16 protein-coding genes, 1 pseudogene and 1 riboswitch are annotated in these 15309 nt (G+C 69.7%); of the genes and pseudogenes, 8 read left to right on the top strand and 9 right to left on the bottom strand.

What is annotated here, in order from left to right; translation table 11 throughout:
- Positions 1–35: 35 nt before the first annotated feature.
- Positions 36–2393, bottom strand: coding sequence for a helicase-associated domain-containing protein (locus tag IEV93_RS17480; protein WP_188491209.1), 2358 nt, complete (start codon positions 2391–2393; stop codon positions 36–38).
- A gap of 59 nt (positions 2394–2452) precedes the next feature.
- Between IEV93_RS17480 and IEV93_RS17475 the strand changes: the two genes are divergently transcribed.
- From IEV93_RS17475 to IEV93_RS17460, 4 genes are read left to right on the top strand one after another with little or no spacing between them, the layout of a single operon-like run.
- Positions 2453–2638 carry a hypothetical protein gene (locus IEV93_RS17475; RefSeq protein ID WP_229705272.1) on the top strand — a complete coding sequence of 62 codons (186 nt, stop codon included), beginning with the start codon at positions 2453–2455 and terminating at the stop codon, positions 2636–2638.
- A gap of 3 nt (positions 2639–2641) precedes the next feature.
- Complete coding sequence (gene moaC, locus IEV93_RS17470; RefSeq protein ID WP_268237507.1) at positions 2642–3151, top strand: cyclic pyranopterin monophosphate synthase MoaC; 510 nt, start codon at positions 2642–2644, stop codon at positions 3149–3151.
- Entirely contained in the window at positions 3144–3623 is a 480-nt protein-coding gene (locus IEV93_RS17465) for a MogA/MoaB family molybdenum cofactor biosynthesis protein (RefSeq protein ID WP_188491207.1), read from the top strand. Before moaC ends, IEV93_RS17465 begins: the two co-directional genes overlap by 8 nt.
- A complete protein-coding gene (locus IEV93_RS17460; RefSeq protein WP_188491206.1) occupies positions 3623–4060 on the top strand; it encodes a molybdenum cofactor biosynthesis protein MoaE in 438 nt (145 codons plus the stop codon). Before IEV93_RS17465 ends, IEV93_RS17460 begins: the two co-directional genes overlap by 1 nt.
- Before the next feature lie 248 nt (positions 4061–4308).
- On the opposite strand, the gene IEV93_RS17455 is transcribed toward IEV93_RS17460, so the two are convergent.
- The 5 genes from IEV93_RS17455 to IEV93_RS17435 form a co-directional block, all read right to left on the bottom strand.
- The gene (locus IEV93_RS17455; RefSeq protein ID WP_188491205.1) at positions 4309–4920 is read right to left on the bottom strand and encodes a transglycosylase family protein; all 612 of its coding nucleotides are present in this window, start codon (positions 4918–4920) and stop codon (positions 4309–4311) included.
- Between the two features lie 7 nt (positions 4921–4927).
- A riboswitch (cyclic di-AMP (ydaO/yuaA leader) is annotated at positions 4928–5109 on the bottom strand.
- A 308-nt stretch (positions 5110–5417) separates the two neighbouring features.
- A complete protein-coding gene (locus IEV93_RS17450) occupies positions 5418–5666 on the bottom strand; it encodes a MoaD/ThiS family protein (RefSeq protein WP_188491746.1) in 249 nt (82 codons plus the stop codon).
- A 31-nt stretch (positions 5667–5697) separates the two neighbouring features.
- Positions 5698–6729 (bottom strand): GTP 3',8-cyclase MoaA, encoded by a 1032-nt coding sequence (gene moaA / locus IEV93_RS17445; protein WP_229705324.1) that lies wholly within the window; start codon positions 6727–6729, stop codon positions 5698–5700.
- 110 nt (positions 6730–6839) lie between these two features.
- Positions 6840–7349, bottom strand: a complete 510-nt coding sequence (locus IEV93_RS17440) for a flavin reductase family protein (RefSeq protein ID WP_188491203.1) — start codon at positions 7347–7349, stop codon at positions 6840–6842.
- Positions 7346–7555: a hypothetical protein gene (locus tag IEV93_RS17435; RefSeq protein WP_188491202.1), complete on the bottom strand. Its 210-nt coding sequence runs from the start codon at positions 7553–7555 to the stop codon at positions 7346–7348. The genes IEV93_RS17440 and IEV93_RS17435 overlap by 4 nt, the downstream gene beginning before the upstream one ends.
- Positions 7556–7784: 229 nt before the next feature.
- Between IEV93_RS17435 and IEV93_RS22690 the strand changes: the two genes are divergently transcribed.
- Positions 7785–8207: a cold-shock protein gene (locus IEV93_RS22690; protein WP_188491201.1), complete on the top strand. Its 423-nt coding sequence runs from the start codon at positions 7785–7787 to the stop codon at positions 8205–8207.
- Between the two features lie 219 nt (positions 8208–8426).
- Here the strand turns inward: IEV93_RS22690 and IEV93_RS17425 are convergent, their stop codons facing one another.
- Both IEV93_RS17425 and IEV93_RS17420 read right to left on the bottom strand, forming a co-directional pair.
- Entirely contained in the window at positions 8427–9005 is a 579-nt protein-coding gene (locus IEV93_RS17425; RefSeq protein ID WP_188491200.1) for a DUF2771 family protein, read from the bottom strand.
- A 7-nt stretch (positions 9006–9012) separates the two neighbouring features.
- Positions 9013–10740 carry an MFS transporter gene (locus IEV93_RS17420; RefSeq protein WP_188491199.1) on the bottom strand — a complete coding sequence of 576 codons (1728 nt, stop codon included), beginning with the start codon at positions 10738–10740 and terminating at the stop codon, positions 9013–9015.
- A 226-nt stretch (positions 10741–10966) separates the two neighbouring features.
- Between IEV93_RS17420 and IEV93_RS17415 the strand changes: the two genes are divergently transcribed.
- The 3 genes and pseudogenes from IEV93_RS17415 to IEV93_RS22615 all read left to right on the top strand — a co-directional run.
- Positions 10967–11734, top strand: a complete 768-nt coding sequence (locus IEV93_RS17415; RefSeq protein WP_188491744.1) for a DUF3027 domain-containing protein — start codon at positions 10967–10969, stop codon at positions 11732–11734.
- 11 nt (positions 11735–11745) lie between these two features.
- The gene (locus IEV93_RS17410) at positions 11746–14517 is read left to right on the top strand and encodes a sacsin N-terminal ATP-binding-like domain-containing protein (RefSeq protein ID WP_188491198.1); all 2772 of its coding nucleotides are present in this window, start codon (positions 11746–11748) and stop codon (positions 14515–14517) included.
- An 11-nt stretch (positions 14518–14528) separates the two neighbouring features.
- Positions 14529–15041 (top strand): annotated as a pseudogene (locus IEV93_RS22615) (phosphatase PAP2 family protein); the annotation flags it as partial.
- Positions 15042–15062: 21 nt separating this feature from the next.
- Here IEV93_RS22615 and IEV93_RS22720 read toward each other — a convergent pair.
- Positions 15063–15239 (bottom strand): DUF2530 domain-containing protein, encoded by a 177-nt coding sequence (locus IEV93_RS22720; RefSeq protein WP_371873864.1) that lies wholly within the window; start codon positions 15237–15239, stop codon positions 15063–15065.
- Positions 15240–15309 lie beyond the last annotated feature (70 nt).

Genomic DNA, 15309 nt, shown 5'->3' with positions numbered 1-15309 from the left:
GGTTCTGTGACACCGCGTCGCCGCGTCCCCGACGGCTACTCCTCGATCAGCTCCACCGAGGTGATCCGATGCAGGGCGTAGTGCTGGTCGGAGAGGCCGTCGTCCTCGGTGACGATCAGCTGACCTGCGCCGACGAGACGTGGGACGACGATGTGGCGGCTCGCCGAGCCGTGCGCGTCGACGTAACCGATGCGGACCTTGCGGCCCACCCGCATCGCGAGCTGGAGCAGCGCCGTCGCCGGTTCGCCGCCGCCGGCGCGGACGGAGTTGCCCGTCGCTCCCGACGGTACGGCCGAGACCGCGGCGTCCTGGGTGCGCATCCGGGACACCACGGTCGTCATCTGCTCGGGGCTCGCGACCGGTCGGCGCGGCGACCGGCGCACCGCCCGCAGGGCCGGGACCCGGGCGCCGCGCTCACGCAGATCCACGAGGTCGCCGGAGCTGTCCTCGCCGGCCGGGGCGAACCCGGCCGCGCGGAGCTCGTCGAGCACCGTCTTCAGTGAGGCCTGGGAGATCGCGACGGTCGGGGCCAGCGCACGCAGGGCGAGCGTCTCCGCGACCGGGGAGGCGAGAACGGCCGCGAGCGTCGTGGGGTCCTCGCACCGGATGAACGCCGAGGCGACGCCGACGCGGAGTTGGCCGTGTCGGCGGGCGACGTCGTCGATGAGGTATTCGAGTGACTGGGGAACCGGGGTTTTCGAATGCGCGGTGAAGAAGCCGGTGAGCTCGGTCCCGGTGCGGCCGGTGTCCAACGCGCGACGCACCGTCGAATCGGTGACGCGGTAGACCGACGCCGCACCACCGGATTCCAGGTCGGCGACCAGGGCCAGCTCGGCGGAGAGCTCCGGTGTCAACGGTCCGGGTGCGGTGACGGTCAGGTCGGCCTGGGTGAGGAAGAAGTCGATCGGGTCGGGCAACGCGCGCCCCATCACCGTCGACACCGCCTTCTCCGGATCGCCGTTCTGCGTGGCCGGGTCGGCGATGATGGCCCGTCCCGCAGCGGTGAGCGCGCCATGGGCGACGAGTCCGAGCGACCGGGCCTCCTCGAGGGTCGCGTCGATGAGTCGTCGCGACATCCGACGTTGCCACCGCGGGTGTCGCCAGCCGATCAGACGGGCCAGGGAGTCGACGTCGACCGACACGCCGGAGGTACCTGTGGCCAACGCGCTCAACAACATCCGGCGCTCGACCGGGGCCTGCACGTCATAGAGGTCACCCGCCAACGACGGGATCGCCGACCCCTCGGCGCTGTCCTCGCCGATCTGCCACGGCCGGCGCGGCAACGTCATCCACGCGTCGGCGATGGCGTACCACCGACGTTCGGGCGGCTGGTGCAGCCACTGGTCGGCGGTCACGGTCGGCGTCCACGCGGTCTCGCCGCTGTCGATCGGCGGGTCGGGGAACCCGTTGTCGATCAGACGGGCGCCCGCGAGCAGCTCGATCACGAAACCCTGCCGGACGATGTCGATTCCGGTTGCCTTGGACAGTCGTCGCATCTCGCGGACCCCGAGCCCGCCTGCACGCAGCACGAGCGCCGGCGACCGGCCGAGGACCTCGACGGTGTCGGTGAGATGGCGCAGGAGTTCGAGGGCCTCACCGCCGGCCGCGGCCTCGACGTCGGCCGCCTTGAACTTGCGGGTCGTGTCGGCCGGGACGAGCGCCGGTGCGCGCAGGTCGTTCGGCTCGGCCGGCTTCTCGCCGCGCAGCAACTGACCGAGGACCGGTGGGAGCTCGACGGTCTGGTCGTCCACCCGGGCGAGCAGTCCGAGTGAGATCAGGTGCGGGACAGGGCGGGCCGGGTCGGCGTCGGGCGCGGCGTCGCGGGTGCGCCCCAACGCGGAACCGGTGGCGAGGGTCTCGATGAGTTCGCGTTCCCGATCGCTGAGTCCCGCCAGCACGTCGGCGATCTCGGCCAGCGTCATCGTCGAGAGCGGACCGTTCAGGTGCATCGCCCTCGTCGAGAGGGCACTCGGGGTGTGCGAGCCGGTCTCGAGGGCGGAATCTGGACCCCAGAGCAGTGCACGGCTGCGCAGCAACGCGATGCGTTCGCGGATGTCGTCCTTGTCGGCTCGGCCGGCAAGTGCGGAGAGGACGGCCTTCGCCGACGTCGGGGCGAGGATCGTGCGGTGTGCGGCGTCGGTGGTCGCCGTGATCGCCTGCTCGATGACCGCGGCGGCGAGCAGGTCGAGGTCTTCGGCGGCCAGGCTGATCGACGGACCGGCCAGCGCCCGCTGCGCGAGGACCGCGGTGCTCGTCGGTGGGGGAGTCGCGAGGTCGGGGCGGGCGAGGAGCAGTTCGACGAGTTGCTCGTCCGTGCGACCGGCCAGGTCCTGGGCCAGACCCACGTGACGCTCGGGGCCGGCGCCCGTGCCGGGACGATCGTCAGAACTCATCGAAGCGATCTTATCTGGCTGTGACACCGACCAGATGGGGGTCATGGCAGAATGAGCCCGTGGCTGAAAAGAAGCGGTATGTCGACAACGGCTGGCCCCAGTCGGACGACGGTGATCACGAGCACGCGGTGTCGGAGTTCGCGGCGAGCATCTCCGGTGCGCTCTCCCCGTTCGGGGACGTCGAGTTCCCGTTGCCCGTCGAGCACCTCTCGTACGTGCACCCCGAGACCCACGTCAACCGCTGATCGGTGCCCGACTCCGAGTCGACGAGCCCTGACGGCGAGTCGACGGGCGGTCTGACACACATCGATCCCTCGGGCGCGGCCCGGATGGTCGATGTCGGAGGCAAGTCGGTGACCCATCGGACCGCCGTCGCCGCGGGGACGTTCCGCACGACCGCCGAGGTCGTCGGTCACCTGTCCGACGGCACCCTCGCCAAGGGTGATGCGCTGGCCACCGCCCGCGTCGCCGCGATCATGGGCGCCAAACACACACCTGATCTGATCCCGCTGTGCCATCAGGTGGCACTGTCGTCGGTCAGCGTCGATTTCGACATCGCCGCCGACAGCATCGCCGTCACCGCCACCGCGCAGACCACCGACCGCACAGGGGTCGAGATGGAGGCGCTCACCGCGGTCGCCGTCGCCGGACTCACCCTGCACGACATGGTCAAGGCCCTCGATCCGCGCGCCCGCATGGACGACGTGCGTCTGGTCGAGAAGTTCGGCGGTAAGCACGGACACTGGACCCGTGACTAGCCGGCGCACCGCCCGCGTCGTCGTCGCCTCCACGCGCGCCGCGGCGGGCACCTACCCGGACCGCACCGGACCCGTCATCGCCGACTGGCTGGTTGCGCACGACATCGCGGTGGACGCGGTCTCGGTGGTCCCGGACGGCGACGAGGTCGGGGCGCAGCTGCGCGACGGTGTCGCTGCGGGGGTGTCGCTGATCATCACGACCGGGGGCACCGGGCTGAGTCCGACCGACGGAACCCCCGAACAGACCCGCGGGGTCATCGATCGCGAGATTCCCGGACTCGCCGACGCGGTCCGCGCGGCCGGATCCGATGCCGTGCCGACGGCGATCCTCTCGCGCGGGGTCGCGGGTCTCGCCGGGCGAACCCTGATCGTCAACCTCCCCGGGTCGACCGGTGGGGTCCGCGACGGACTGGCCGTGATCGAGCCGGTCCTCACCCACGCGCTCGACCAGATCGCCGGCGGCGATCACTGATGGGCGCCGTCGTGGTGCGCGCAATGGTCACCGAGGCGCCGCTCGATGTCGATGAGCACCGGACCGCGGTCGAGGCGGCGTCCGAGGGCGCCGCGGGAGCCGTCGTCGACTTCGTGGGCGCGGTACGCAACCACGACGGCGGTCGGGACGTGGGCGCGCTCCACTACACCGCCCATCCGAGCGCAGGCGAGGTCATCGCCCGTGTCGTCGCCGACGTCGCCGCGACCGCCGAGGGGGTACGCGCCGTCGCGGTGTCGCATCGGGTCGGCGACCTGGAGATCGGTGACGCGGCTCTGGTCGTCGCCGTCGCGGCCGATCACCGCGGTGCGGCGTTCGCGACGTGCGCGCGGATGGTCGACGCGGTCAAGGACGCCCTACCGGTCTGGAAGCACCAGATCTTCGCCGACGGCAGCGACGAATGGGTCGGCTCGGCCTGACGCCCTCCCGCCGAGCGGGCCGAAACACCCCGCCGAACGTGCCGAAACGACCCGTCGAGCGTGCGCTGGTCGCCCGGGCGGAGCTCTTAGGCACGCTCGACGGGTGATTACGGCACGATCGACGGGTGTTTACGGCACGGTCGGGGCGTGTTCAGGCTCGGCGGCCCGGGAATTGGAAAAGGACCCCGCACGGGACAGATGTCCTCGTGCGGGGTCCTTCGTCTGTGTGATCGACGCAGTGCGTCAGATCAGGGCAGCAGTCCCTTGAACTGGTTGAACAGCGCGAGCTGGCCGTCGTCGAGCTGAACGCCGCTCTTCTTGGCCTGCTCCCAGAGCGCGGTGACCGCGGGGTCGACCTTCTGCTCGGCGAGTGCCTCGTCGACCTTCTTGTTGGCCTCGGACTGAGCGGCCGGTGCCTCCGGGGTCTTGAGCTCCGGTGCCTTCACGCTCGGCAGCTTCGGCAGGTCGACCGGGGTGGTGCTGCGGGGGGTCGGTGCGCCGAGCCCGGTGCCACACACCGGCCATGCGCCCTTGCCCTGGCCCGCGAGGACCTTCTCGGCCACTGCGATCTGCTGTTCCTTGGTGGCCTGGTTGGCCGAGGGGGCGTACTGGGTACCACCGTGGCCGGCCCAGGTGCTGGGGCTGAACTGCAGCCCGCCCTGGTAGCCGTTACCGGTGTTGATACCCCAGTTGCCGCCTGACTCACACTGAGCGACCTGGCTCCACTCGGAATCGGTGGCTGCAGCTGCGTTGCCGACTCCCAGAAGCATGCTGGCGCCGCCGCCGAGGACAGCGGAGGTGACCGCTACGCGGGCGACGGTACGGGTGGTGGAGGTCGGCTTGCGATGACGTCCGGACATATACAGGTATTCCTCTCTCCACGCGCCTACGAAGTGAGCTGTCGGGTTCGGGCTGAGAGGTTGCCCGGCTCCACAGGTGGAGCTTCACCCCAAGGGATCTCGGCGATGACTCGCCGGGATCCCGGTTCTCGAAAGGAGATGTGGGTCCCCCGTCCTCGTTCCTGAATTCGTGATCGGTGACCCTGTCCACGGAACGAGGTTTGGCGCGGAGGACGGGGAGTTTGTGTTTCGGGTGTGGCAGCAGGTGCAGCCGTCGCAGACGCTACGTGGTCCTCGCGTACGTGTCATACGTTCGTCGCGCAAAGGATTTCAAGTGTCGCGAGCTGGTCTCGGCGAGTACCCGTGCGTCCCCGCAGGCCACGGGGCTGACAGCAAGTTCGTGTCCTCCCTGTGACCCTTCTGTGATGTGACCAACGCCACACCTCATCCGAACGGATGACGTCCTCAGGTGGGAATACGAGTTTCGCAGAGCGCAACGCGGTCGCAGAGAAGAGTGATCAGCCGCCGGCGAACGGCGGCAGGACCTCGACCAACGAGCACGGTGCGAGCGCCCTGTCGCGGTCGCGGACGGCCATCGAATCCCGCAGATACGAACAGCGGAGCAGGACGCGCGCGAGGTCGGGGTTGTCCGTGCCGAGGGCGGTCTCCAGATCGCCGACGGTGGCGTCGTGGGGGAGTTCGACGACATCGGTCGCGCGACCCGCCGCGGCCTTGGCGGCGGCGAAGAACCGGACCTCGATGCGCAGCACCGAACTCGTGGTGGCCTCGACGGTCATCTCAGCCGCCGATGGCCGACATCGGCCGTGTCGGCTGTAGGAAGGACGGGTCGTTGATCGCGTGACCGGGTAGCTTGCCCCAGGTGGCCCGTCGCCAGGCCATCGCGATCTCGGCGTCGTCGGCACCGCCGCGCACGAGGCCGCGCAGATCGGTCTCGGTTGTCGAGAACAGGCAGGTCCGCAGCGCGCCGTCCGCGGTGAGCCGGGTCCGGTCGCAATCGCCGCAGAACGGTCGCGTCACCGAGGCGATGATGCCCACCCGGGCGTCGACCATCGCACCGTCGCGTCCGGGCATCCGATGGCCCCGTACGACCCAGGTCTCTGCGGGGGCCGAACCACGTGGTCGCGGGTCGGCGTCGAGGTCGAATTCGCGGGAGAGCCGCTCGTGGACCATGTCGGCGGTGATCATGTCCGACCGTGACCAGGTGTGTCCGGCGTCGAGGGGCATCTGCTCGATGATCCGCAACGCATAGCCGTTGTCCAGGCACATCCGCAGCAGCGCGGGAGCGTCGTCGAGTCCGCCGTCGGGGCTCAGGACGGCGTTGATCTTCACCGGGGACAGTCCGGCCTCACGCGCGGCCGCCAACCCGTCGAGCACGTCGTCGAGGCGGTCACGGCGGGTGATGGCGGCGAACCGGTCGCGATCGAGCGTGTCGAGGGAGACGTTGACGCGGTCGAGGCCGGCCGCGGCCAGTCGGGACGCGTGGCGACGCAGTCCGAGCCCGTTCGTGGTGACGGCCATCTCGGGACGCGGATCGAGACGCGCAACGGCCTCGATGATCTCGGGGAGATCCTTGCGCAGCAGGGGTTCGCCGCCGGTGAAGCGAATGGCGGTCACGCCCAGGTCGCCGACGGCGATCCCGATCAGTCGCACCAGCTCGGCGGTGTCGAGCACGTCCGACCGGGGCAGCCAGTCCAGTCCCTCGGCCGGCATGCAGTAGGTGCAGCGCAGGTTGCAGCGATCGGTAAGCGAGACCCGCAGATCACGCGTCGTCCGACCGAACGTGTCCACCATCGGTCCCGACGTGGGCATACCGGATGTGCCCGACACGTCGGCGTCATCCGGGTCCGGCCCACGTCGTATGCCCGTGGGCATACCCAGGGCGATGGCTGTCATGTCCCCAGCCTACTGACGGGTGCCGATCAGGCGCGCGCCTCGAGGGCTCGGAAGGTGCTCGCGTGGAACACCAGCGGTTCGATCGTCGGGTCCGCACTCAGCGCCTCGATCTCCAGGAGCACGAGGTTGTGGTCGCCCGCGGGGAATTCGTTGTAGAGACTGCAGGAGAGCACCGCGGCCGCGCCCGGGATGAACAGTGCGCCGTTGTCGCTGACCTGGGGGGCGATGCCGTCGAAACGGTGCTCGGCGGATCCGGCGAGCTGCCGGCAGAGCAGATCCTGGCTGGCCGCGAAGACGCTCACGCCGATCCGGGGCGCATCTCGCAGTTTCGGCCAGGTGCTCGACGTGTGCTGCACGCACAGCGACACCAACGGTGGGTCGAGGGAGACGGTCGCGAACGAACTCGCGGCCATGCCCACCGGCGCGGAGTCGATCTGCGCACACACCGCGACCACGCCGGACGGGAAGCAGCTGTAGGCGGCGCGCAGGGCGTCGCCGTCCGTGCCCGGGGCCAGATCGATGTGGTCGGCGCTCATCGCTGCCTCCGACCCGACCGCAATGCGAACACGATGGCCAGAACGAAGCCGATCGGGGTCCCCAGCGTGAGGAGGTAGACCCCGATGGGGGCACGGTCGCCGTCGGCGAGGGCGGGGTAGGCGAACATCGTGACGATGGCGACGACGCCGATCGCGAACAGGACCAGAGCTGCGTGCAGCAGACGATCCCCGGGTTGTCCAGGCATACCGATGACGGTAGAGCAGGGGACGCCGCGCCTGCCAACCGAACTCCACGCGGCGGGCGCCTGGCCGCTCGGTCGCGTAAAAACCTGGACATTCCCTGCGTAGAATGGTCCCGTAGCGCTCCGACGTGTGGGACCCAGGTCGCCACGTCGGGCGCTTTATTCGTGCCGTGGTTCGTCGTCGACGTATCGCGGCACGATCCGACACAGACAAAAGTTGAGGGTGAGTTCGGTGCCAACCGGCAAGGTGAAGTGGTACGACGCGGAGAAGGGCTTCGGCTTCCTGTCCCAGGAGGACGGCGAGGACGTCTACGTTCGATCGAGCGCCCTCGCGGGCGGGGTCGAAGCGCTCAAGCCCGGGCAGCGTGTCGAGTTCGGCATGGCCGCGGGCCGTCGTGGTCCGCAGGCGTTGTCGGTGACGGTGCTCGAGCCCGCGCCCAGCGTCGCGAAGAACGCGCGCGAGGCTGCCGCGGCGGCTCGTGAGCCGGTCAAGCGCCACTCGCCCGACGAGCTGCACGGCATGGTCGCCGATCTGATCACGTTGCTCGAGAACAAGATCCAGCCCGACCTACGCCACGGCAAATACCCGGATCGCAAGACCGCGCAGCGCATCTCCGAGGTCGTTCGTGCGGTCGCCAAGGAGCTCGAGCACTAGGTCTGCTGACTGCGGGGCTTCCGCACCGTCAGCGTGTGAAACTCGTGCGGTGGTCGGCAAAAAAGCCGCCGACGGTGCGGAAGCCGATCGTCGAGTGTGCGCTGTCTCGTGGGCATGTCACGTACCGCTGCGAGCACACTCGGCGACCGTTTCCACACAGTCAGCGCGTGTAGCGGGCACCCCGGAACTCGAGCACAGTCGGGCGAGGCAGGGCGAGTTCTAACCGTTGTAGGGCTGAAGCTCCACACCGCTGGTTGCCATGAACGCCTGCGGCACCTGCGTGCCCTCGGGCAGCGTGTTGATCGACCAGAAGCCTCGGGTGATCGGTGCCCCTGCCGTGTCGGTACGGCCGGACGGCAGGCGTACCTCGATGTTGGTCAGCAGACGTTCCTTGGTCGAGCGGACCGTGAACGAGTACTTCTCGTCCGGCCCGTAGAACTCCGGGGGCTGCTGCTCGAAACCCCTGGGCGTCAGGAACTCCAGCGTCAGGGCCCACGGCGCGTCGAAGATGCCGCGTGAGAGCGCCACGATGATCGACTTCCCGGCGGGCACCGGGACGCGGGGCGCGAACGTGCCCTCGGCACCCTTCTTGCAGTTCGACAGGTCGATCTCGCACAGGATGGTCGGCTCGACGTGCACGAGGGACTTGCCGGTGGTCGCCTGCAGGTACGGCACCTCTTCGTCGTCGTTGTTGAGGACGAGGAGAGTGACCGCGGTGCCGACAACGGCGACGAACAGGAAACCGACGATGGTGGCGATGGCGAGGAACTTCTTCTCGCCTGCCTTGAGGGTGAACACGGTGCGGTCAGAATCCGTTCTCGTGGGTGTCGACGCGGGTGTCGGGATGCGACGGTCTGGGGCGGGTCATGTGTGGGTCCATGCGGATGCTGCCGGTCGGCATCGCCTGGTCGGGACGTTTGCCGCCGAAGCCGGGGACGAGCGTGGAACCGCGATTGGTGATGGCTGTCTGCGCGAACCCGAGAGCCAACAGCACGGAGACGACGGTGAACCCGATCCACAGTGTCGGTGGCAGCAACACCCCGAGCGCGGCACCGAACACCCACGACAATTGCAGTACCGACTCCGACCGCCCGAACGCCGACGCACGCGATTCCTCGGGCAGGTCGTCCTGGATCGACGAGTCGAGGCACACCTTGCCGATCGCGCTGGTCCCCGAGGCGACCAACGCGGCGAGCGCGGCGAAGAGGATCGACCCGAAGACGGCCGCGAGAACCGCCGCCACGAGACTGGCCGCGGTCACCGACACGACGATGCGTTGCGGGTTCTTCAGTTCCAGTCGGGTGCCGGTGGCGTTGCCGACGAAGTTTCCGACGCCGGCGGCGGCACCCACCGCGCCGAGCAACGCGAACTGCATCCACCCGGAATGGGTGCCCTGGTTCGATTTCGCGTAGAACGCGATGTAGAGAACCAGGAACCCGGTGAGGATGCGAATGGTCGCGTTTCCCCACAGTCCGGTGAGGACGTTGCGGCCCAACGGTTGTCGCATCTTCGCGGCCAGTGCGGCCGGTGTGAAGGTCCGCTGCTTGCCCGGCTGCGCCTCGGGCTCACCGTGATAGGTGAACGTCGCGGGGATCTCACCCTCGGTGACCTCCACCCACGACGGGATCCGCATGCACAGCACAGCGCCCGCGGTGGCGATGATGGCCAGGAACACCATCGCCCCGGGTAGATGCAGCGGCAGGAACCGGCCGAGCAGGGTCTCGAAGAGTGCGGCGAGACCGCCGCCCAGGATGGTCCCGCCGACCAACCCGAACGTCGTGAGTCGGGAGTTCACCCGGACGAGGTCGATCGTCGGCGGCAACACCCGTGGGGTGACCGCCGATTTCAGCACACCGAACGACTTGGACAGCACCAGGAGCCCCAGCGCACAGGGATAGAGCACCCAGGGGTCGTAGACGAGTTGGTTGGACGCGGAGTCCCATCCGCAGTTCGCCATGATCAGCAACGCCAGCAGGACACGGACACCGAAGGTCGACGCCATCGCGATGCGTCGACCCTTCTGGAACCGGTCGAGGGCCGGGCCGATCAAGGGTGCGATGAGCGCGAACGGTGCGATCGTCAGCATCAGGTACAGCGCGACCTTGCCCTTCGACTCCGCGCTCGCGGCGGCGAAGAACAGGGTGTTTGCCAGGGCCACGGTCATCGCCGCGTCGACGGCGAAGTTCACGATCGTCGGATAGGTGAGCGCGGTCAGCCCTGAGCGGTCGGCGCCGTCGGCGGTGGCGGCGCGATGGATCCGGCTGATGCCCTTCGATGTCAGCTCGCGTCCCCGGAACGCCGCCACGCGGGTGACGGTCAGCTTGCGGGGCATCGCCCTCGACGCATCGGGTGCGAGGGAGTCGTCGGGTCCGGGGCCGGGAGGGGGACGATGACCGGCCGCACCGGGATGCCCGTCGGCGGGATCCAACGGATCGAGATGCGGGTTGTGGGTCGGCGGCGGGCGGTAGGCCGACGCGCGATGAGGGGTGTCGGCCGGATAGTTCGCCGCTCCGGGGTGTTCCACCGTCGGCATCCGACGTGTTTCGGAGGGCCGACCCGTCGAGGTTCCACCGGGAGCACGGCCGCGGCGGGGCGTGGGTCGCGGTACGCGACGCTGGTGGGGTCGGTTCACCGTGTCGATTGTTCCCTATCCCCAGACAGCGACCAACCCGCAACACCCTGTGTCGGCCGGTATACGGCAGAATGGGGGCGTGGATATTGTGACGAGCCCGGCTGCCGTCGATTCGGTGGGCAGCGACATGCCTGCTGAGGTCGAGGCCCGGCTGACCGCTGCCGTCGATGCGGCCCGGTCGGCGGTGGAGGCATCCGGTGAGGGTGCGGTCGGCGCGCACATCCGTGCGGTGACCGAGGGCGACTGCACCGTCACGCACTACTTCGAGGCCGACATCACCGGTTACCGCGGGTGGGTCTGGTGCGCCGTGCTGGCGTCCTCTCCCGACACCGAGTCCGGCCCCGGCGAGATCACGGTCAGCGAGATCGCCCTGTTGCCGGGCGGCGACGCACTGACCGCTCCGTCCTGGGTGCCGTGGATCGAGCGCATCGCGCCCGGCGATCTCAGCCCCGGCGATGTGCTCGCCGCGCCCGCCGACGATGTCCGTCTGGTGCCCAATCACATCGACACCGCCGAGCTGACCTCGACAGGTGATCTCGACGAGGTGTCCGACGTGGCACTCGAGCTCGGACTCGGGCGCAGCCGCGTGCTCAGCCGTGAGGGTCGCGACGACGCCGCCCAGCGGTGGTTCGAGGGCCCGCGCGGACCCGAGTCCGACATGGCCACGGCCAGCCGACTGCACTGCGGCACCTGCGGTTTCTACCTCCCCGTGGCCGGATCGCTGCGCGTCGCCTTCGGCGTCTGCGCCAACGAATACGCCTCCGACGGACAGGTCGTCTCGGCCGAGTTCGGTTGCGGCGCACACTCGGACGCGGAGGCCCCGTCCGGTGAGGGGTCACCCGCATACGACGCCTACGACGACGGCGCCATCGAGATCGTCGCCGCGAGCGACTGACCACCTCCGACGTGGCCGAGTTCGATCCGTTCGACACCGCCACGATCCGACACGGGGTCCTCGAGTCCTGGCGACTCTCGGCGACCCGTCTCGCCGAGGACGCCGCCTCCGAGTCCGACCTCGTCGAGATCGGCTATCGGGACCGATTGCTCACCGAGCTCGCGGCCAACGCCGCCGATGCGGCCGTCGACCGTGACGGCGAACTCGCGATCTGGGCCACGCCCGACAATCTGCTGCACGTGGCGAACACCGGTGCGCCGCTGAGCGGGTCGGGTGTCGCGGCACTCGCGGCCCTGCGGGTGTCGGCCAAGACCGCCGGACCCGATTCGTCCACCCGCTCATCGGTGGGTCGGTTCGGAGTCGGGTTCAGCTCGGTCGCGGCGGTCGGGGTCGAGGTCGCCATCCGCTCCGCTCGCGGCGGCGTGGTCTTTGGGACACGTCGGACCGCCGACGCGCTCGCCGACGCCGGCATCCCGGCCGGTGAGCGTGTGCCGATGCTGCGGCTGCCGTGGCCCGATCCTGTCTCTCCGACTGCAGGTTTCGACACCGAGGTGGTCATCGAGCTCCGACCCGGTCTAAATGCCGCCGACCTCGTCGCCGCGATGGACGCGCAGGTCGAGACCCTGCTGCTCGAACTGACCGCGCTGCGGGCGATCACATGCGGATCCCGGCGCGTCGAGCGGACGGTCACGACCGCGGACGGTGTCGACACCGTCGTCGTCGGCGAGCGGTCGTGGGTAGGGGTGCGGACACCCCACGCGCGATGGCTGATGCCGGGAACGCCCACCCGACCCCGTCCGCTGCACGGCGAGGTCCTCCATGCCCCGACCCGCACCGACGTCGAACTCACCCTGCCCGCGCTCTGCATCGCCGACATCGCGCTCACCCCCGACCGACGCGGGCTGCACCCCGACGCCGACATCGCCGGTGTGGCAACGGGATACCACCATCTCGCCCTGGCGCTCGACCCCGTCGAGCGCCTGGCCGTCGTGCCGACACCGGGCTTCGCGGCCGGCCGGGTCGACGACGCGTTGCGCACCGCGGTCCTCGACGACCTCATCGGTTCCCGGTGGTTGCCCACCGCCGACGACTCTCTGGCGCAACCCGACCGGGCGGTGGTCCTCGCCGGTCTCACCGAGAGCCTCGGCGCGTTGCTCGCCGACGTTCTCGACGGTCTGGTGCACCCGTCGTTGTCCGACACCGCATCCCTGCCTGCACTGAGGTCGCTGCGGGTGGAGCAGATCACCCTCGCCGATGTCGTCGAGCGGCTGACCGGGATGACGCGCGAACCGGCGTGGTGGAGTTCGCTCTACGACGCGTTGACGCCACTCATCGTCGACGACCGTGCCGCCGGTGAGATCGGGGCGATACCGGTCCCGCGCTCGGACGGGCGGGTGTCCATCGGGGCGCGCGGTCTGGTCATCGCCGATGCGCACGAGACGACCTCCGACGACGCACCGGGAGTGGCGATCTCGTGGCTGCCGACCGTGCACCCCGACGCCGCCCATCCGCTGCTGGAACGGCTCGGTGCACGGCGGATGACCGTCGGCGAGATCGTCGACGACCCGGCTCTGCGCGCCGCCATCGACACCGCCGACGACGATGCGGTCACCGAGGAGGTGCTCGCGCTCCTCGCCACCGATCCGCACGCGCCGGTACCGGAGTGGCTCGGCGGCCTCCTCGTCCCCGACACCGACGACGAACTGCGACCCGCCGACGAACTGTTGCTGCCGGACAGTCCGCTGGCCTCGGTGCTCGCGCCCGACTCGCCGTTCGGCATCGTCGACGCCGCCACCGTGGCCCGTCACGGGCCGGAGGTGTTGCGCCGCATCGGCATCGGGTGGGGTTTCACCCTGATCGCCGACGAACTCCCGGCCGGCCCCGACCACGACCTGCCCGACGAGAACCGATGGTGGGACTCCCTCGACACCGAGCCGCAGCAGATGACCGCCGTCCGTGACCTTGACCTCGTCGACTCCGACCGCTGGCATCGTGCGCTGAGTCTGCTGGTCGACGACCCGACGATCGCCGCCACCCTGACCGACCGCACCGGCTACACCGCCTGGTGGCTGCGTACCTTCGCCGAGATCGACGGTCGCCCACTCGGACATCTCAGGGCCCCCGACGACGTCGACCTGACCGGACTCCTCGACCCGATCGACCATCCCGACGCCGACCGTTTCGCCGGAGCGCTGGCCGGGGCGACGATCGAGTCCGACGACCATGCCGCACTGGTCCTCCGGCACCTCGGTGACCCGGACCGCGCCATCGCCCCGGGCGTCGCCGCCCACGCACATTCGGCCCTGATGCTCGCCCACCGGCGTCGGATCATCGACCTCGACCGGCTCGACGCGCCGACCGCGGTCCGCACGCTGGCCGGGACGACCTCCGACACCGCGCTCGTCCTCGACCGCCCGTGGATGCTGCAGGTCCTCGACCCGGCCGAGACCGTCATCTGCGCCCCGCCGATCGACGCCGGAGCGGCGGCCGGACTCGCGACGGTCCTCGACATCCCCACCGCAAGCGAGGAATTGCGCACCGAGATCGTCGATCACGATGCCGTGACGACCACGTGGCGCGACTCGCCGACCGCACTCGCCGACGCGATCACCCGGGGTGCGCCCGCCGCGTCGGGCACGGTGGTGATCCACGACCGGCTGCGGATCGAGGTGCGCCGCGGTGAGCGACGCCGACTCGTGGACGTGACCTGGTGGGTCGACGACACCGGGATCCACCATCTCCTCGCCCCCGCCCCGACGACACCGACGACACCGAAGGCCTAGGCACCAGCAGAATGCAGTTCCCCGCACTGGAGATCGACCACGACATCACCGACTGGGTGGTCGATCACCGTCTCGACTGGCTCGAGACCCCGTTCCATGTCATCACCACCGTCGGCAACACCCTGTCGATGACGATCATCGCGATCGTCGCAGGTCTGCTGTTCGCCCGGTCGGACCGACGCTCGCAGGCCTGGCTGATCGTGACCGGTTCCGCCACCGGCTATTTCGTGATGGTCGGGCTCAAACACCTCTTCGCCCGGGACAGACCACCGCGGGCCGACCGCCTCGTCGACATCGACACCTACGCGTTCCCGTCCGGCCACGCGATGATGTCGGCCCTGGTGCTGGGCCTCATCGCGGTGGCGCTGCTGCAGGGCACGCCGTGGATCCGCCGCCACCGCGCAGTCCTGCTGATCGCCCCCGCGGCGTCGCTGCTCATCGGCGCGTCCCGGGTGTACCTCGGGGTGCACTGGGCGTCCGACGTGGTCGGCGGGTGGCTGTTCGCGCTCGTCTGGATCGGTGTCGCGGTCGCGGCGCAGCGGTTCCTAGCCCAGACCCTGCTGCGCCGAACGGTCGCCGCGTCGGCTGGCGCGCCTCTGGACGAGGAAGATCGTCGTACCGAACAACCCGACGCCGAGCCCGATCAGGCAGCTGATGAGCGTCGTGGTGCTGCCGATGCCGGTGACCCCGACGACGATCGTGGCGATGAGCCAGAGCGGCATCCCGATGTAGATCACCACCTGAGGTGAACCCAGCCACGCCGGTAATGCGGGCAGGGCCGCGGGCGCAGGC

It is taken from the genome of Williamsia phyllosphaerae, from assembly GCF_014635305.1.
Lineage (GTDB): Bacteria > Actinomycetota > Actinomycetes > Mycobacteriales > Mycobacteriaceae > Williamsia_A > Williamsia_A phyllosphaerae.
Note: the sequence above shows the minus strand (reverse complement) of the source record. Positions and strands in the feature narration are given on the sequence as shown.